The following is a 17084-nucleotide window of genomic DNA, read 5'->3' as shown; positions in this document are numbered from 1 at the left end:
TACCTATGAACACATTTAGATCGCTGCTTATTTCAGCCCCACATCCTATTAATTATTCCAAACTGCTTAACACCTATCATTATTCACTCATATTAATAGGCATCCTCGTGATAAGCGGATGTTCGACTACAACTAAAGAGAGTTTCACTTTTCAAGCCGACATCCCAGATAACTTCACTGTAGATGCAACGGCCTATTACGTCCCTGCACCCGGTGTCACTTGCAAAGACCCCTCCGGAAAAGAGCGTCAAGGGCCGGGACGTGTGTTCTTCAAAAGCGAACGACCAAGGGGTACCAAACCGATTGAGTTCAAGGTGCCGCTGACGGATACGGCCCACGGCTGTTCGACGGTGCTGGATAGCTTGGGGCTCGATGTTGAAGGACAGTGGGGTCAGCGGGATCTGGACATGAGTAAAAGTTTCAAAGGGCTTTCAATAAGTAATGAAACTTCTGTGAAGCTGCCTCGCCTTCCCGCTTCAGAACCACTGGTCTTTGAAGGGCAATGTCAGTGGTACTTTCGAACAGTCGGATCACAACGTTTTATTCGCAAGATACTGAAGTGCGGTTCACTGCATACACACAAAGAGCTTAGAACAGCGCTCATCAACGGTAGTCTACCGCGTGATCAGCTAACAGGGAAAACTGTAAAGCTAGTATTGACAGAAGAAGAAAAAGAGAAGCCGTATTATCGCGGGTGGTGGCATGAAACGCCTGAAGGCTGGAAGGCATGTACAGGGCTTTGGGGAACTAACAATGAAGAACCCTGCATTAGACCGTATAAATTTTTGAAGTCATTCAAGATGCCCGATGGACGCAGCTGCACGGTCTACCCCAACTGTAACGAACAGGGAAGCAAGTAATGAGCACATATAAAGCCTTGGAAGACTGGGAGCAATCAGCATTTAACGACAAGATGCTGAATTGCCCATTAAAAGGCAATTGGATTAGCTTTCAACTGGTAGATGAATTCGGTGATGGAAAACCTTATGCCGGACTTAGCTTTACCCTCCAGGATAGTGCTGACCAACAATACAAAGGTGTATTGGATGACGAAGGCACTGCCAAGATCAATGATTGTTACCGCGGACCCGCAACACTCACGCTCGACACCCCGTATACCGGAAGCATCCAGACCTATTCGCGACTGAAGATAAGAGAGACCTACCCCCTCCCCATCACCGAACTCCAGGTCCGAGCCGAACAAACCCGTTTTTTCCACAAAGACGGGTTCCGCGTCGAGCACAACCCCGCACGCAAAGGCTCGGAAGATTTCATTCAGGTCGAAGTACGCGACTTGGTCAAACATGGCGCCCACTTGCCTCCCGTTGCTGAACGCAAACACACCCCCAATGTCAACGTGCTCAGGGCGATGGAGGAACTGGGGTTTGGCCCGCAGGCATCGCACTTATATGGCGTGTGCCTGTTGCCCAACCGACACACGCTGCTGGAAGTTCGGCCGTTGCGTGCACTCCGGCCGTTGCTGTCGACTGACAGTTACTTTTGTGCGTTGAACCTGTATCAGCTGGCGATCATGGCCAACCTCAGCTACTCCGATTTCGGTCAAAAACCCGAGAAGAATCCGGTTGACCGAGTGAGTTTTCCGTTTGAGCCCACGGTGGGCAATATCTTTGGTCATGCACTGCCCGGGTTCCAGGAACGCTGGCAAGTGGACAGGACGCAGTCATCGGTCAATCGATTTTTCCCGCTGTACGAAGACGTGCCGTATTCAAAACGCTTCGAGATTTTGCCGTTTGATCCTGCCCTGTATGAGCAAAACAAACCTGAGAAAAAAGATGATCAGGAATATCCCTCGAAGCTCCATTTTTTTGATGATTCAAATGACCATTGGCTTAGCGGAAAAAGCACGCAAGCCTTCATCACCCATCACGACGAAGTTGTGCTGATCGCCATTCGGGGAACGCTTGAATTATCAGATTGGTGGCGAGACGCAGATGCGCAACAAGTGCCTTTTGAAGAGGGTCGAGGTCAAGGCAAGGTTCATCATGGCTTTTACGACGCATACAAAGCGTTGAAGACATTCGTTCAGAACTACCTGGACCAATTTCACGTCAACCAAAAAATCATTATCTGCGGCCACAGCCTGGGTGGCGCAATTGCCACTTTATTGGCTGAAGCCCTGCGCTGCGCTCCCGACAACAATTACGACATCCTCCTCCACACCTACGGCTCCCCTCGCGTCGGCGATGCCAACTTCGTCGCCGAAGCCGCGCCGCTGGTCCATCACCGAATGGTTAACAACGATGACATGGTGCCCGGTGTTCCGGCACCCTGGATGAACGTCAAGCGCAGCATCTGGATGCCGGGGTTTGCTTCGATGTTCCTGACCAACACGGTGCTTGGCATCCTGATTTTTGCGGTCGGCCTGGTTCGCGTCGGAGGTGCGCCGTACCAGCATCATGGCCGGCTGCACCATTTCATGCCGGTGAAGTTCAATGGCAGCGAACAATCGTCGATCCTGTGGGAACCTGGCTGCGCCTCCATTGAAGAGGCGGCCTGCACCCGGGCGCTGGCGAAGGACGGTGACTTGCCGTTTCGGGGCGGGTTCTTCAAGCAGGCCAACAGCTTTGGTGATCACAGTGCACCGGGGGCTTACGTGCCGTTTTCCTGGGCGACGTTGCGTCGCTGGCAGCAAACCGAGGAAACCGGTGAAACCATCGTGACCGATCGTGAATACACGGAGGTTAAAAAGGCGCTGGATCAGATGGTGGACAAGGTGCAGCAACAAAGCCGGCAGAAAATGGACACCGACCAATATGACAACCACCACCCGGAGTACCGGCAAGTGGTAAACGATCTCTATGGCGAGTACTACAAGTTGAATGACGCGTTGAAGCGTCTCCACACCTTGCGTCTGCAGGCTCTGTTGCCGGCCCATGTGTATGGGACTGCGGCGCAGTCACCCGAGTTGCAAGCCACGCTGCAACGCTGGATGGCGCAAAAGGAAAACAACGCCAAGGTCCAGCTCGCGATGATTCCACAACGGGCAGTGCGCAATGACGAGTGGATCGCAGGTGCTTGGCAGAGATACTAGCCCGGCACGATGCCCCCTCTCGAACTCTATGCCTGCTTCACAAGACGCTTCTGCACCGTGGCCAACACACAGGCGTCGGTGCAAGACGCCTGTGTGCAAATACGGGCCGCTCAGCGTTGCAGGGCTTCAGCGATCGGCGGACACGGCATTGGAGGCCACTAACAACAGGGTCAGCAACAGCAGCAGGTGACGACGGTTCATCCACCCGGCACCGAGCATGATCGCCGGTGCCGACACCACTGCGACCATGCCCGGCACGGTCACCATCGGCCCGGCCACGCCATCGGTGATGCCCAATGCACTGGCGATGGGTGGCAGAATGCCGACGGGCAAATATGCAGTGGTGACAAAAGCAAACGCCCCCAGGGCCACCGACAACACCGACAGCCAGTCGCGCCAAGGGGACGACCGCGACTGCGCAAGCGCAGCGTTGGCCGGTAAAGCGTGCAGATCGTTCATGGGATAACTCCACAGTCATGAGTGGCGCCATTCAGGCCGATGTCGGCAGGGTTATGCGTGCAACCGGCCAACACCAGAACCCACAGCCAAAAGCAGCCTTCGTGTCATGGCGTACGTCTTCTGTCAGCGCTGCGGAGCCACCATCCGAAAGCGGATATTGATTTCGTTGGACACCACCGTATCCGCCCACTCGCCCTCGCCCATCTTGAAGTCGTCGCGCTTGAGCACCAGTTCGCCATCGAAGATGCCGACGTTGTTCTCGGATTTCAGCAGCACCGGCACCTTCACCACACGCGTCTGGCCCCTCAGGGACAGCTTGCCGGTGAACGTGTAGCGGTTATCGCCGAGGGCTTTGACGGCGGTCGATTCGAAGGTCGCCACTGGGTACGCCGATGTATCGAACCATGCCGGTTTGTTCAGTTCGGTGTTGGCGTCGTCGCTGCCGGCGTCGATGCTTTTCAGGTCGATGGTCAGCGCGGCGTGGGCGGCACCGGGGTTGTCGGTGTCGAAATCGAGATTGGCCTCGAACTTGCCGAACGTGCCGTAGTTCCTCGACCCCATCTGCTGATAGGTGAAGCTCAGGGTGCTGGCCTTGGCGTTCACTTCCTTGTATTCCACGGCTCCGGCGAACGGCACCAAGCCCAGCACCAACAGGCCGGCCAGAGCGACGCAACGCGCGGATCGAAGGTTCATGGCGCTCTCCGGGAGGGCTCCCGCTCTGAGTGGGCGTGCCGCACACGAAAGGCGGCACCAGATGCACTAAAGCAAACAACGGGCGCTTCTTCCACTGCATGGGTTGATTTCGAGGTTATCCGCACGCCTCGCGCTGCCACGCCCGCTGCAACAGGTCGATCACCTCGGCGTCCGAGGTCTGGGAAAAGTCCATGTACCAATGGCCAATCGAGGTAAACCACTCGGGCATCAGCGGGCAGACCAGCTCATCCACCTCATGGCGCAGCGCTTCTGCCGTTTCGATCGGCGCCACCGGCACCGCAACCACGATGCGCGAAGGTGCCTGCACGCGCAGCGCCTGGATCGCGGCCTTCATCGAGGCGCCGGTGGCCAGGCCGTCGTCGATCAGCATCACCACCTGATCCTTGAGCGCCACCGCCGGCCGGGTGCCACGGTAAACCGTTTCGCGGCGCAGCAGCTCGCGGGTTTCCCGATTGACCACGGCGTCGAACGCGGCGCGATCAATCGGGTGCGCGCGCAGGGCTTCTTCGTTGCGAATCAGGATGCCGCCGCTGGCAATCGCGCCCATCGCGTATTCGGGGCGGGATGGCACGCCGAGCTTGCGCACCAGCATCAGGTCCAGGCGCACCTTCAGCGCCGTGGCCACCTCATAGGCCACCGGCACACCGCCACGGGGCAAGGCCAGCACGATCACCTCGGGTCGGTTTGCGTAAGGCAGCAACGGCTCGATCAAACGCCGCCCGGCCGCGGCCCGGTCTTGCAGGATGGAATGGGCTAAGGGGCTCATGTGAACACCTCCGATCGATTTTGCGGCGAGGCCGCTTTGTGGCGAGGGGGCTTGCCCCTCCGTTCGCATTGCGCCTACACCAACCGCTCAATCTTCTGATGCTGCCACACCAGTTTGTAATACAGCGTCTGCAACGCCAGCATCCCCATATACGCCACCGGGAATGCCATCCACACCCCTTGCAGGCCAAACTTCGCATCCAGCAGATACGCCGCCGGCAACTGGATCCCGACCACGCAGACAATGGAAATCGCCACCGGCACCATCACCGTGCCGCTGGCGCGCATGATGCCGCCGATGATCGCCTGAAAGCCGAACACCAGCAGGCTCCAGAGCATGATGTGCAACAGGTGCTGGGCCATGCTCAATGTCGCTTCCTCTGTAAGAAAAGACGCGAGCAGCCAGTGCGACAACAGGTACCCCAACAGCACCAGACCACCGGTCAGGCATACGTTGATCATCAACCCGGTCTTCAGGATCGGCCCGATGCGCTCCGTACGCCCGGCCCCAATCGCCTGCGCGCCGAGGATCGACGCGGTAATCGCAATCGACAGCGCCGGGAACTGCACGTAATTGACGATTTGCGTCACCGCGCCATAGGCCGCCGTCGCCTGCGACCCGTGCTGGTTCACCAGCGCCAGGATCACCAGTTCCGACAGCGACAACACCACCATCTGCAACCCGGTGGGCAAACCGATGCGCAGCACTTTGGCGAGAATCGCCCAATCAAGCTTCATCGACGCAAAAAACTCCCGGTCCGGCGCCAGCGGGTGGCCCTTGCCGATCAGCCGCCACGCCAGCAACCCCATCGCCACCAGGTTACCTACCAACCCGGCAATCGCCGCGCTCTGGATCCCCATCGGCGCAAACCCCAACCAGCCGCGAATCAACGCCGGCGTCAGCGCCAAGCCGACCATCGTCGACACCACCAGCGCCAACAGCGGCGACAAGGTATCGCTGACCCCGCGCAGCAATTGGGTGAACAAGACAAACACCAACAGCGACGGCATGATCCACAACATCACATGGGCATATGCCACGGCGTCGTCGAGCACATCCGCCGGCGTCCCCAGCCCCTGCAATGCCGACCGCGCGACCAGACTCCCCACCACCGCCGCCACCAGCCCGATCAACACACCCAGCAATACCGTCGCCCCGGCAATCGCCTTAACCAAATGCGTCTCGCGCGCGCCCCATGCCTGCCCGATCAGCACCCCCGCACCCGCGCCGAGGCCGATCACCAGGGCGATAAAGAAAAACACGATGGGAAACATGCCGGACACGGCCGCCAGCGCCTGAGTGCCGAGCATCTGCCCGATGTAGATGCTGTTGACCGTGCCGGACATCGATTGCAGGAAGTTCGACAGCACCATCGGGGCGAGGAAAAACAGGTAGGTTTTCCAGAGCGGGCGTTGGGTGTTGGGGGTTTGCATGGGCGAAGGTCCATCTCGACGGCAGGAGCGATGAGTAAGGATAGCGTGGGTGGCTGAAACCAAGGGGCGTGAACATCTCAGGTCTGTGTTTATATTTCCAGCGATGTGAGGGGCAAGGTCTGAAGTTTTATCGTCGTGGGTCCTACATGAAGATCGGAATGTCTCACCTTCCGGCGCTGATCCCGTGCGGCTTATAGTCGGTGCCGTCGTCCACATGGCGATTCAGGTTTGGCGACCTGATCATAGAGAATGCGAATGCTATCGGCTTCATTGCAGGTATCATCGCACCCGCAAAGCCGCCGTTATGGCGGCTGTGCGCGGGAGACCTCCGGGTCTGCCGGTTTTCTCTATGCCGGTTCGCCAACCTGCGCACAGCTGCCACCCAAGCGTTTGGCGACGACTGCGTGACGGCTTTTAGCCAATCAAATAGAGACCCTCACGATGAATCGATACATGCCCCTCACCGGAATCGACCTGGTTCCGGCCTCCCTGCTCATCGACACCCAAGCCCCACTTGATGTCCTGCAAGCCATGGCCGACTACCGTATTCGGACCGTCACGCAGGTACTGGAAAACATCGCCTACCGATCCGAACTCGGTTGCGACACGGTCGTGTTAGAGGACTTTTCCAAACTGCTGGTCATTCCGTTGCGCGATGGCTGCGATTTGATGGATGTGATTGGGCGACGGTTGCGGGCGCAGGCTGCGCAGTGACTGCATAAGTGCCGAGGGCACCTGCGCTCTTCTTTGGTCCTGAATCAGGTTTACACCTGTTTCAGGACTGGATCACTCGGATGACCATGGCGGCGGCAACAAAGATTGCAAGCGCCAGCCCGGCGCCGATGCTGAACGGCACCAAACCGGAGCGGATCGCGTTCGGTTCAGGCCGGCGCATCTCTTCGGCAAACGCTGCAACGTCGCGGTGCAGTTGTTCAATGCTGGATTGATTCGTGGGTTGTGTGGACATGCTGCTAATTCCTGTCGGCGTTATAGGGCGAGCCTGCTGTGGCGAGTACGGTTGCTCATAACTTCGCCCAAAGACTGACAGCCGCGACGATAGCGGTCACCATACCAGCCCCCACCGCGATCGGGTACCAGAAGGTCTCTTGCCTGAGCTTGCGTTCTTCTACCGTAAGTTTTCGGGTTTCGGCCATGAACCTTCGAATTTCGACTTGCAGTTTATCGAGTTCAAGATTTTCGCGGTCGTTTTGCAGCATGGATCTTCCCTTCGGGCTTTGCTGTTCAAAAGGTCTCACCGACGTCGGGTGTGCCCATTTCTGCCCTTTCAATATTTCCCGTTTTTTCATATTCGCAATAGCGGGCGTTTGCTGGCGACGTTGTAGGCAACATCCGAGGTTTTTGTGAGGGATACGCAGCGCTCGGCGTATGTTTTTAAAAAGTAGGAACCGTGATTGGCATGAACAATTTTTCATTGTCTCACTCACAGCCTTACATCCCTTGATGCAGATACCTCGCCTCAATCCGAACCAACGCTTTGTTCTCAATCTACTCACAATTCCATCACATTTCGCCCGATAGCCTTGCCATTCCAGTCGCATCCCCGTCATCACGGCGAGCGCAATGTGCGAAACAGTCATGAACAATTCGTTAGTCAGGTTTCTGAAAAGTGACCGCGGTGCGCTGATCCTGCTACTGGGCGTATCGGCGTTTCTATTGCTGTTCGGGTTGGGTGCCCGTGAGTTGTGGGGCGCGGAGACGCGCTGGGCGAACATCGCATTGCAGATGCTGCAAACCGGCGATTATTTCGACCCTTACCTCAAGGGCATGCCTTATTACGACAAACCACTGCCCTCCTACTGGCTGATTACCGCCACGGCCCATTTGATGGGTGGGCTGGGGCACTGGTCGCTGCGTTTGTCTTCGGTACTGGCGGCGTGGCTGAGTGTCTGGCTGGTGTACCTGATTGGTGAGCGGCTCTACCGCAAAGGCACCGGCCTGATCGCCGGCTGGTTTCTGGCGACGACGTTCTTTTTCATGTTCTGGGCGCGGGTTGCCACGGCGGACGTGCTGACAGTGTGCGGTGTGTTGGCGGCCGTCTGGTGGTATTGGCGGGGGCCGGACGATACGCGACTGAGTCGCTACAGCGGGTTTTTCCTGATCCTGGCGCTGACCTCGCTGTTCAAGGGGTTGATTGGCTTCATCCTGCCGGGGCTGATGCTGTTGCCGCACCTGCTCAGCGAGAAGCGCTGGAAGCTTCACCTCAACCCACGGCTGTTCCTGGCAATGCTCGTGGGCGGCGTGGTGTACATGCTGCCGTTCCTGCTGTCGCATCGCTATGGCACGCCGACCTATGGCCCGAGTGGCCTGGCGCTGGTGTTTCAGGAGAACGTGGTGCGTTTCTTCAAGCCGTTCGACAACATCGGGCCGATCTACACCTACCTGCTTTACCTGCCCGTTTATACCCTACCCTGGGCACCGTGCTGGATCCTCGGCCTATGGGTGGCCGTGCGCAGTTGGAAGCACACCGAACCCAATGTTCGCTGGCTAATCCTGGGGCTCGGTTTGTTGTTCGTGTTTTTCACCGCCAGTGGCAGCCGGCGCAGCTATTACGTGTTGCCGCTGGTGCCGTTCGCGCAGTTGCTGGCGGCGTGGTGGGTGACCGGGCGCGTGGCGGCGCGCGAGGCGGCCGGCAAAACCAGCGGGCCGGGTTGGACCAAGGGGATTGCCGGGTCGGCCGGGTTTCTGTTTCTGGTGCTGGGGGTTGTCTATCCTTGGACCAATGGCGGCAAGGGCGGCGTCCAGCAATTCACCCAGGATGTGCGTGCCGAAGCCATCAAGACCGCGCCGTGGAATGAATGGCGCATGGTGCTGGTGGATGTCGACAACAAGTTGCCGATGTACCTGCAGAATCACGGCTCGCCGTTCTACTACGTGCTCCCGGATTCGGACATTCCACAAACCGGGGACAGTGCAGCGTTGATGGCGTGGCTGGAACAAAAAACCGGCGAAAAGTGGAACCCCGAACGCACGATCATCGTCGAGCAGTACAAGAACATTAAGCAGCTACCGCTGGCGTATCTGACGGCCGACCATCAGCTGATCACCAGCAAACCGAACAATGGCGCGCGGTTGTTTCATTCAAAGGAAAACGGCAGTGCGGCGTTTGTTCCTAATGGCAAAGCATTGGATAACCCAATGGCGGGGCAAATTGCAGACGGTGATTGAGAGCCTCAGCGAAACATGGGGCCAAGGGCGCCTGATGGGCGCCCGCTTTGGATTCGCTGCCGACTGATGTTCCAGAGCACTGCGGATTATTCAAACAAAATTGTGAAATAAAATGTGAAGCCTGCTTCGTAAAAAAAGCTCTCACATCAAATTTAGCCCAATAAATTAAAGCTTGATCGGCGATTGTCTATGTGAAATAAAATGTGAAGGTACTCCTGGCGATTGAAACTCCTATGTCCTTAATCACATCGAAATCCTGGTTGGACCCGGTTCTCCCGGAATCGCTGCCCCCTTCGATCATTGATCTTGCCGATGCGTTGCCCAGAAAGACTCAATTTCTAGCCGGGCGACTACCACCTCAAACCGCTGCACGACTCGGCCGTCTCCTGCAAATCACTAATACGTACTACTCGAACCTGATCGAAGGGCAATACACCGAGCCCGCCGATATGCAGAAAGCACAAACGGCGCCCGTCAAAGATCGCAAGCAGTTGAGAAGCCTGGCAATTGAACAAATGGCGGTGCAAGCCTTGTTCGAACGGGCACTACGCCAGCGTGGCCCCTTTACCTGGAGCGCCCTGTTCGCACCTGAGTTCGTCAGCGCTGCGCACGACCGGTTATTTCGCGGCGCCAGTGACGCAGAACGCACACTGTCAGATGGCTCAATCATGCAGCCCGGCCTACTTCGTTCGGTCACGAGACAAAACGTGGTCGTCGGCAACCATGACGCGCCGGACGCTTCGGCTGTCGAAGCGATGTTGCGACACCTTCAGTCAGGGTTTGGCCGGCAGACGGATCCTCGCCGCCAGCTGATTTCTTCGCTGGCCTACCATCATCGGCTTGCCTGGGTTCACCCCTTTGCCGACGGAAATGGTCGAGTGGCGCGGCTGATCACTCATTTGCAGTTGGTGCATCTGGGATTGCAGCCAACCCTCTGGTCATTGTCTCGCGGCCTCGCACGACGGCATCAGGATTATTACAGCGCCCTGGCCATGGCTGATCGTGCACGGGAAGGCGATCTGGACGGAAGAGGTCAACTGTCCCAGCGACGTTACTTCGAATTCATAGAGTTCATGCTGCAGGTTTGTCACGACCAGGTCGACTATATGATTGCCGCCGTTGACCCTGCCCGGCTGCGCGAGCGCGTGTTACGTGCGTTTCGCTACAACGAGAGACTTCTACAGCAAGGCATCCGTCCGGAAAGTGCACCCGCGATTATTGCCCTGATCACTCAGGGCAGTTTGCCGCGCAACGAAATAAAAACCTTCACCGGTCTGACACCCCGCCCGGCAATCGACGAGTTAACCCGGCTGGTAAAAGTCGGCCTGGTAGAAAGCCGCACACCAAAATCCAGAATTGTGACTCCCGGCCTCCCCGCGTGGTTTGCTCAGGATATTTTTCCGGACCTGCACCGGCGGTTTCAGTAGTTCATCGCACCCGCAGTATCGCCAAGTTATTGCAGAGGCGCGCAAACCCACTGGTCGCCGCAACATTGCTCTATAGATTCATTAAAACTACATTCGAATCTGTAGATTCAAATGGAGCACGCAACCGTGGCCGTCCCCATCCAAGCCCAATCCTTCACAAAAAACCAGTGTGTCACCGGCCTGCGCGCTGCCGTGAGCATTCTGCAAAAGTGGCAGGCCAGCAGCGACCAGGCTTGTCGCATCTTGCGTATTTCCCGCAGCACCTACACCCGCGCCCGGCAACGTGACCCGCAATGGGCGGTGGCATTGGATGCGGACCAGATGCAGCGCATCAGTTTTGTGTTGAACATGCACGCGACATTGCGGCTGGTGTTCGATAACCCTGACAACGTGTATGGCTTTGCCTCGATGGCCAATGACAACGAATTTTTCAACGGGCGTTCGCCGCTGGCGATCATGGCTCAGGGCGACATGATTTCGCTGTATGAAACCTTCCGCCGCATCGACATGCTGCGGGGCGCGCAATGGTGATGGCGAGTGAGCTGGCGGTGTTTGCCGGACAGTCTTTGCAGGCTTATCGCCTGGTCAATTCGAAGTTTCCGCCGATTGCGTTGTTTGATGACGTGGCGGATGCGGATGAGTTCGAGGTGTTGTTCGAGATTCAGGCGTTGACCAATCCGCGCTTGAAGAATGAGCTGGGTCAGCTGGAGTTGATTGCGCGCAGCGAGATTCCGTTTGGCATTGCGGGTTGCTCGTATGCCATCGCACCGTTTACCCATGTCAATCCGGCGGGTTCGCGTTTCAGTGACGGCAGTTTTGGTGTGTTGTACCTGGCCGATTCGATGGAAGCGGCGCTGGCCGAGGTGCGGCATCACCAGGGCCTGTATTGGTCGAAGGTGCCTAGCCTGAACTATGAACGCTTTGTGTTTCGCGGGTTGGCCTGCGCGTTTGCCGAGGGGGGGATGAAGGACGCCACCGCCCTGCCGCTGACCGATCCGATATACGCGCCGGACGATTACAGCGCTTCCCGGCGCTTGGGCGGGGATATCCGGCAGGCCAGGTGTCCCGGTTTGCGGTATCACTCGGTGCGCCTGCCGGGCAGCCATTGCTGGGCGCTGATGACGCCGAGGCCGGTGTCATCGATTGTGCAGACGGCCCATTACGAAATGGTGTGGAACGGGCAGATCACCAGCGTGAGCCAGATCAGCGAAGCGTGATTGCCCTGCGGCACAGGAAAGTGGTGCTTTGATGTGCAGCGTTTCATCCATTGACTGCGTCGATAGTCACCATTGATTCAATGAAGTTCTCTTAAAAAATCCCCGGCGTAACATCAGCTCCATACCCACCCATAAGCCCCCCCGGAGCACACCCTCATGAAACGTCAAACCCTTCTCAGCATCGCTTTATCGATTTTCGCAGTAAACGCTTTCGCCGCTACCTCTGCCCAACCTGTGGTCGCTGAAGGCGGCTCGGATCGTCTGATTGAAAGCCGTGTCGCCGAGGGTGGTTCCGACCGCCTGATCGAGAACCGGGTAGCCGCTGATGGCTCCGACAAACTGATGCAGAACCGCGTTGCTGAAGGTGGTTCCGACCGTCTGATCGAAAGCCGCGCGGTCTGAATGCAGTGCTTCACCGCAGGACTCAACGAAAAGCCCGGCCTAAACCGCCGGGCTTTTTCGTGGCTCACTTTTTAATCGGCGTGACTAGCGTCGTTTCTTGCGTATCGAGGACGAACACCGCCAGCAGGCGTGCCGGTTGGATGTCGAAACCGAGCAGCTTTCCCTTGTAGGAGCAAGCTTGCTCGCGAAGGTCATTAACGATTACGCGTGATGCCTGATGAAACGCGGCGCTCTTGTGTGCTTCGCGAGCAAGCTCGCTCCTACAAGGTCAGGTGAGGTCGGCGAGGCTTTTACCTGGCAAAACTTGCACTTTGCAACGGTAGGCTAAGCTTTGAGCAACTCGTTGCTCATGATGCTCGGTTCTGCAGGTTTTGGTTTTTTCTGGAGAGCGTCTGCAACAGCTATTTCAGACAGGCCCCAACCTTTCACGCAGGATTGACGTGATGACAGAGCCCCTCCTCAGCTTTGATGCACTCAAGCGCGCCGCGGCTGCCGGCGAAATCGATACCGTACTGGTCTGCATGGTCGACATGCAGGGCCGGTTGGTCGGCAAGCGCTTTCAGGTCGAGTTTTTCATCGACAGCGGCCACGAAGAAACCCACTGCTGCAACTACCTGCTGGCCGATGACATCGACATGGAGCCGGTGCCGGGTTACGCCGCGGCCAGTTGGAGCAAGGGCTACGGCGACTTCGTGCTCAAACCCGACATGTCCACCCTGCGGCGCGTGCCCTGGCTGGAATGCACGGCACTGGTGCTGTGCGACGTGCTCGATCATCACCATCGCAAAGACTTGCCTCACAGCCCGCGGGCGATTTTGAAAAAACAGGTAGAACGCCTGCGCGAGCGTGGCTACACCGGCATGTTTGCCTCAGAGCTGGAGTTCTATCTGTTCGACGAAACCTACGAGGCGATCCACAAGCGCAACTATCACAAACCGAAAACCGCCGGCCATTACATCGAGGACTACAACATCCTGCAGACCACCCGCGAAGAGCCGGTGCTGCGGGCGATTCGCAAGCATCTGCAAGCCTCGGGCATTCCCGTGGAAAACTCCAAGGGCGAATGGGGCCCGGGGCAGGAAGAGATCAACATTCGCTATGCCGACGCCATGACCATGGCCGACCACCACGTCATCATCAAGCACGCCTGCAAAGAGATCGCGCAGTTGCAGGGCAAGGCGATCACCTTCATGGCCAAGTGGCGCTATGACGCCGCCGGTTCCAGCAGCCACATCCATAATTCGTTGTGGGACAAGAACGCGAAAAAGCCGCTGTTCTACGACGCCAAGGCCGAGTTCGGCATGTCGAAACTGATGCGTGCCTGGGTCGCCGGGCAGCTCAAGTACGCCAACGACATCACCTGTTTTCTTGCGCCCTACATCAACTCCTACAAGCGCTTCCAGGCCGGCACCTTTGCCCCGACGCGGGCGGTGTGGAGCCGCGACAACCGCACCGCTGGCTTTCGCCTGTGTGCCGAAAGCAGCAAGTCGATCCGCATCGAATGCCGCATCGGCGGCGCCGACCTCAACCCCTACCTGGCATTTGCGGCGTTGATCGCGGCGGGCCTGGCCGGTGTCGACGAAAAACTCGAGCTCACGCCGCCGTTCGAAGGCGACGCCTACCTCGATGAGCAGTTGCCGGAAGTGTCCAAGACCCTGCGCGATGCCAGCGCCGCCCTCAAGGCCTCCGCCATGTTGCGCGAAGCATTCGGCGACGAGGTGGTCGACCATTACGTGCACACCGCCGAGTGGGAACAGAAAGAGTACGACCGGCGAATCACCGACTGGGAATTGCAGCGCGGCTTCGAGCGCTATTGAGATGGCCATGAAAGAGAAGATTCAGCTCATCTCCCCGGTCGATGGCCGGGTCTACGCCGAGCGCGAGGTCGCCGATGCGCAGCAGGTCGAGCAGGCGCTGATGGCCGCGGCCAATGCACAGGCATTGTGGCAACGCCGCCCGCTGAGCGAACGCGCCGCTTACTGCAACGCAGCGGTGGACGCGATGCTGTCGATGCAGGCAGACATCGTGCCGGAACTGGCCTGGCAGATGGGTCGACCGGTGCGTTACGGCGCCGGCGAACTGCGCGGTTTTGCCGAACGCGCCCGGCACATGATCGCCTTCGCGCCGCAGGCCCTGGCCGCAATCGAACCCGAGCCCGTCGCGGGTTTTCGCCGCTATATCAAGCGCGAGCCGCTGGGTACGGTGCTGGTGGTCGCGCCGTGGAACTACCCCTACCTGACGGCGGTGAACACGATCATCCCGGCGTTGATGGCCGGCAACAGCGTGATCCTCAAGCACGCCTCGCAAACCTTGTTGGTGGGTGAGCGTTTCGCCGAAGCCATGCGCCGCGCCAAACTGCCGGAGGGACTGTTCCAGAACCTGCTGCTCAACCATGAGTCGACCGGCGCGATTATCGCGTCCGGGCGCGTGCAGCAAGTGAACTTCACCGGTTCCGTGGAGGCTGGCAGGGTCATGGAAAGCGCCGCCAGCGGGCAGTTTCTCGGCATGGGCCTGGAGCTCGGCGGCAAAGACCCGGCCTATGTCCGCGCCGACGCCAACCTTGAATATGCGGTGGAAAACCTGGTGGACGGCAGTTTCTTCAACTCCGGGCAAAGTTGCTGCGCCATCGAACGCATTTACGTCGACCAGACAATCTTCCCGCAGTTTGTCGAACGCTTCGCCGAACTGACCCGCCAGTACGTGTTGGGCAACCCGTTGGACGAAGCCACCACCCTCGGTCCGCTGGTGACGCCGGGCGCTGCATTTTTCGTTCGCGGGCAGATCGCCGAAGCGCTGGCACAGGGCGCGACGGCGCTGATCGATGCGCAGGCATTTGCTGCCGACGTACCGGGCAGCGCCTACCTCGCGCCGCAGGTGTTGGTGGATGTGACCCATCAAATGTCGGTCATGCGCGACGAAAGCTTTGGCCCGGTGGTCGGCATCATGCCGGTGGCCAGCGATGAAGAAGCCATAGCCTTGATGAACGACAGCGAGTTCGGGCTCAGCGCTTCGATCTGGACCCAAGACCTTGCCGCTGCCGAGCGTGTGGGCAACGAAATCACCACCGGAACGCTGTTCATGAATCGCTGCGATTACCTCGACCCGGCCCTGGCCTGGACCGGTGTCAAGCACAGCGGGCGCGGCGTCACCCTCTCGCCCTTGGGCTACGAACACCTGACCCGAGCCAAATCCTTTCATCTGCGTCACGAGGTGTAGACCATGAACCTGAGCGCAAACTGGAACTACCCCACAAGCATTCGCTTCGGTGTCGGGCGTATCGCCGAGCTGGCCGAAGTCTGTCGCAGCCAGGGTATCGAGCGGCCGTTGCTGGTGACCGACAGCGGCCTGGGGCGTGCGCCGATTACAACGGCGGCGGTAGAAGCCTTGCGCGCCGCCGGTCTGGGCGTGGCGTTGTTCTGTGACCTCAAGCCCAACCCGGTGGAAGCCAATCTTGCCGGCGGGCTCGACGCCTGGCGTGGCGGCCAGCACGACGGGGTGATTGCGTTCGGCGGCGGCAGTGGCCTGGACATGGGCAAGCTGATCGCCTTCATGAGCGGCCAGACCCGCCCGGTCTGGGACTTCGAAGACATCGGCGACTACTGGACCCGTGCCGACGACAGCCGCATCGCCCCGGTCATTGCGGTGCCGACCACCGCGGGCACCGGATCGGAAGTCGGCCGCGCCGCGGTGATCATCGACGAGCGCACCCACACCAAGCGCATCATCTTCCACCCGAAAATGATGCCGCGCGTGGTCATCAGCGACCCGGCCCTCACCGTCGGCATGCCGGCAAAAATCACCGCTGGCACCGGCATGGACGCGTTGTCCCATTGCCTGGAAGCCTACTGCGCCCCCGGTTTTCATCCACTGGCCGATGGCATTGCCGTGGAAGGCATGCGTCTGGTGGCCAGTGCACTGGTGAAAGCGGTGCACACGCCCTCGGACCTTGAAGCGCGCGGGCACATGCTCGCGGCGGCGGCGATGGGTGCCACGGCGTTCCAGAAAGGCCTGGGCGGGATGCACGCCCTCTCGCATCCGGTCGGCGCGCTGTACGACACCCATCACGGCATGACCAACGCGACGTTCATGCCCTATGTATTGCAGTTCAATCGCTCAGCCATCGAAGAACGCATCACACGCCTGGCGGCCTACCTGCGCCTGCCCTCGCCGGGGTTCGACAGTTTCCTGGCCTTCGTCCTCAAGCTGCGCAAGGACATCGGCGTGCCCCATACCCTGGTGGAACTGGGCGTGGATGACCGGCAGGCCGACCTGATCGCCGACATGGCGATTGTCGACCCTTCTGCCGGTGGCAACCCATTGCCACTGACCCGCGACGGCGTGGCAAAGATTTTCGACGCGGCACTGCACGGCCGTCTGTAGGCGCGAGCTTGCTCGCGCCTACAGAAAAACCAAGGTCGAGCCTACGGC

At 58.8% G+C, this 17084-nt stretch carries 16 protein-coding genes and 2 pseudogenes; 11 read left to right on the top strand and 7 right to left on the bottom strand.

What is annotated here, in order from left to right; translation table 11 throughout:
- The first annotated feature begins 5 nt into the window (after positions 1-5).
- Together J1D76_RS18800 and J1D76_RS18795 are read left to right on the top strand one after the other, a co-directional pair.
- A complete protein-coding gene (locus J1D76_RS18800; protein WP_421139780.1) occupies positions 6-860 on the top strand; it encodes a hypothetical protein in 855 nt (284 codons plus the stop codon).
- Complete coding sequence (locus J1D76_RS18795; RefSeq protein ID WP_421139779.1) at positions 860-3052, top strand: lipase family protein; 2193 nt, start codon at positions 860-862, stop codon at positions 3050-3052. The genes J1D76_RS18800 and J1D76_RS18795 overlap by 1 nt, the downstream gene beginning before the upstream one ends.
- A 126-nt stretch (positions 3053-3178) precedes the next feature.
- Here J1D76_RS18795 and J1D76_RS18790 read toward each other — a convergent pair whose 3' ends face one another.
- The 4 genes from J1D76_RS18790 to J1D76_RS18775 form a co-directional block, all read right to left on the bottom strand.
- Positions 3179-3511 (bottom strand): hypothetical protein, encoded by a 333-nt coding sequence (locus tag J1D76_RS18790; RefSeq protein WP_421139778.1) that lies wholly within the window; start codon positions 3509-3511, stop codon positions 3179-3181.
- A gap of 123 nt (positions 3512-3634) precedes the next feature.
- Positions 3635-4204: a YceI family protein gene (locus J1D76_RS18785; protein ID WP_421139777.1), complete on the bottom strand. Its 570-nt coding sequence runs from the start codon at positions 4202-4204 to the stop codon at positions 3635-3637.
- 115 nt (positions 4205-4319) lie between these two features.
- Positions 4320-4991, bottom strand: coding sequence for a phosphoribosyltransferase (locus J1D76_RS18780; RefSeq protein ID WP_421139776.1), 672 nt, complete (start codon positions 4989-4991; stop codon positions 4320-4322).
- Between the two features lie 74 nt (positions 4992-5065).
- Positions 5066-6424, bottom strand: coding sequence for an MATE family efflux transporter (locus J1D76_RS18775; RefSeq protein ID WP_421139775.1), 1359 nt, complete (start codon positions 6422-6424; stop codon positions 5066-5068).
- Positions 6425-6865: 441 nt separating this feature from the next.
- Here J1D76_RS18775 and J1D76_RS18770 point away from each other — a divergent pair, with 441 nt between their 5' ends.
- Entirely contained in the window at positions 6866-7138 is a 273-nt protein-coding gene (locus tag J1D76_RS18770) for a hypothetical protein (protein WP_421139773.1), read from the top strand.
- A gap of 61 nt (positions 7139-7199) precedes the next feature.
- Here J1D76_RS18770 and J1D76_RS18765 read toward each other — a convergent pair whose 3' ends face one another.
- Entirely contained in the window at positions 7200-7391 is a 192-nt protein-coding gene (locus J1D76_RS18765; RefSeq protein WP_421139772.1) for a hypothetical protein, read from the bottom strand.
- A gap of 55 nt (positions 7392-7446) precedes the next feature.
- Positions 7447-7641: a hypothetical protein gene (locus J1D76_RS18760; protein ID WP_421139859.1), complete on the bottom strand. Its 195-nt coding sequence runs from the start codon at positions 7639-7641 to the stop codon at positions 7447-7449.
- A 379-nt stretch (positions 7642-8020) separates the two neighbouring features.
- Here J1D76_RS18760 and J1D76_RS18755 point away from each other — a divergent pair, with 379 nt between their 5' ends.
- The 5 genes and pseudogenes from J1D76_RS18755 to J1D76_RS18735 all read left to right on the top strand — a co-directional run.
- A complete protein-coding gene (locus tag J1D76_RS18755) occupies positions 8021-9610 on the top strand; it encodes an ArnT family glycosyltransferase (RefSeq protein WP_421139771.1) in 1590 nt (529 codons plus the stop codon).
- Between the two features lie 233 nt (positions 9611-9843).
- Positions 9844-11037 (top strand): Fic family protein, encoded by a 1194-nt coding sequence (locus J1D76_RS18750; RefSeq protein WP_421139770.1) that lies wholly within the window; start codon positions 9844-9846, stop codon positions 11035-11037.
- 126 nt (positions 11038-11163) lie between these two features.
- Positions 11164-11568, top strand: coding sequence for an antitoxin Xre-like helix-turn-helix domain-containing protein (locus J1D76_RS18745; RefSeq protein ID WP_421139769.1), 405 nt, complete (start codon positions 11164-11166; stop codon positions 11566-11568).
- Positions 11562-12254, top strand: a complete 693-nt coding sequence (locus J1D76_RS18740) for an RES family NAD+ phosphorylase (RefSeq protein ID WP_421139768.1) — start codon at positions 11562-11564, stop codon at positions 12252-12254. Before J1D76_RS18745 ends, J1D76_RS18740 begins: the two co-directional genes overlap by 7 nt.
- Positions 12255-12410: 156 nt before the next feature.
- A pseudogene (locus J1D76_RS18735) lies at positions 12411-12647 on the top strand (hypothetical protein); the annotation flags it as partial.
- A 73-nt stretch (positions 12648-12720) separates the two neighbouring features.
- Here the strand turns inward: J1D76_RS18735 and J1D76_RS18730 are convergent.
- Positions 12721-12801, bottom strand: a pseudogene (locus J1D76_RS18730) (cupin domain-containing protein); the annotation flags it as partial.
- Positions 12802-13099: 298 nt separating this feature from the next.
- On the opposite strand from J1D76_RS18730, the gene J1D76_RS18725 reads away from it, so the two are divergent.
- Genes J1D76_RS18725 through J1D76_RS18715 form a run of 3 tightly spaced genes read left to right on the top strand, consistent with a single transcriptional unit; the run spans position 13100 to position 17036 of the window.
- The gene (locus tag J1D76_RS18725; protein ID WP_421139767.1) at positions 13100-14473 is read left to right on the top strand and encodes a glutamine synthetase family protein; all 1374 of its coding nucleotides are present in this window, start codon (positions 13100-13102) and stop codon (positions 14471-14473) included.
- 7 nt (positions 14474-14480) lie between these two features.
- Positions 14481-15872 (top strand): aldehyde dehydrogenase family protein, encoded by a 1392-nt coding sequence (locus J1D76_RS18720; protein ID WP_421139766.1) that lies wholly within the window; start codon positions 14481-14483, stop codon positions 15870-15872.
- Between the two features lie 3 nt (positions 15873-15875).
- Positions 15876-17036: an iron-containing alcohol dehydrogenase gene (locus J1D76_RS18715; protein WP_421139765.1), complete on the top strand. Its 1161-nt coding sequence runs from the start codon at positions 15876-15878 to the stop codon at positions 17034-17036.
- The last annotated feature ends 48 nt before the right edge of the window (positions 17037-17084 follow it).

The sequence above is a fragment of the Pseudomonas sp. NFX15 genome, from assembly GCF_049132105.1.
Taxonomy (GTDB): domain Bacteria; phylum Pseudomonadota; class Gammaproteobacteria; order Pseudomonadales; family Pseudomonadaceae; genus Aquipseudomonas.
The sequence above is the reverse complement of the archived record's forward strand: the minus strand, read 5'-3'. Positions and strand labels throughout refer to the sequence as shown.

Excerpts from the sequence above, each read along its gene's own strand:
- J1D76_RS18750 (WP_421139770.1), top strand. The coding sequence starts at position 9,844 with ATGTCCTTAATCACATCGAAATCCTGGTTGGACCCGGTTCTCCCGGAA.
- J1D76_RS18770 (WP_421139773.1), top strand. The coding sequence starts at position 6,866 with ATGAATCGATACATGCCCCTCACCGGAATCGACCTGGTTCCGGCCTCC.
- J1D76_RS18795 (WP_421139779.1), top strand. The coding sequence starts at position 860 with ATGAGCACATATAAAGCCTTGGAAGACTGGGAGCAATCAGCATTTAAC.
- J1D76_RS18800 (WP_421139780.1), top strand. The coding sequence starts at position 6 with ATGAACACATTTAGATCGCTGCTTATTTCAGCCCCACATCCTATTAAT.
- J1D76_RS18715 (WP_421139765.1), top strand. The coding sequence starts at position 15,876 with ATGAACCTGAGCGCAAACTGGAACTACCCCACAAGCATTCGCTTCGGT.
- J1D76_RS18790 (WP_421139778.1), bottom strand. The coding sequence starts at position 3,511 with ATGAACGATCTGCACGCTTTACCGGCCAACGCTGCGCTTGCGCAGTCG.
- J1D76_RS18740 (WP_421139768.1), top strand. The coding sequence starts at position 11,562 with ATGGTGATGGCGAGTGAGCTGGCGGTGTTTGCCGGACAGTCTTTGCAG.
- J1D76_RS18785 (WP_421139777.1), bottom strand. The coding sequence starts at position 4,204 with ATGAACCTTCGATCCGCGCGTTGCGTCGCTCTGGCCGGCCTGTTGGTG.
- J1D76_RS18725 (WP_421139767.1), top strand. The coding sequence starts at position 13,100 with ATGACAGAGCCCCTCCTCAGCTTTGATGCACTCAAGCGCGCCGCGGCT.
- J1D76_RS18760 (WP_421139859.1), bottom strand. The coding sequence starts at position 7,641 with ATGCTGCAAAACGACCGCGAAAATCTTGAACTCGATAAACTGCAAGTC.
- J1D76_RS18765 (WP_421139772.1), bottom strand. The coding sequence starts at position 7,391 with ATGTCCACACAACCCACGAATCAATCCAGCATTGAACAACTGCACCGC.
- J1D76_RS18720 (WP_421139766.1), top strand. The coding sequence starts at position 14,481 with ATGAAAGAGAAGATTCAGCTCATCTCCCCGGTCGATGGCCGGGTCTAC.
- J1D76_RS18775 (WP_421139775.1), bottom strand. The coding sequence starts at position 6,424 with ATGCAAACCCCCAACACCCAACGCCCGCTCTGGAAAACCTACCTGTTT.
- J1D76_RS18755 (WP_421139771.1), top strand. The coding sequence starts at position 8,021 with ATGAACAATTCGTTAGTCAGGTTTCTGAAAAGTGACCGCGGTGCGCTG.
- J1D76_RS18780 (WP_421139776.1), bottom strand. The coding sequence starts at position 4,991 with ATGAGCCCCTTAGCCCATTCCATCCTGCAAGACCGGGCCGCGGCCGGG.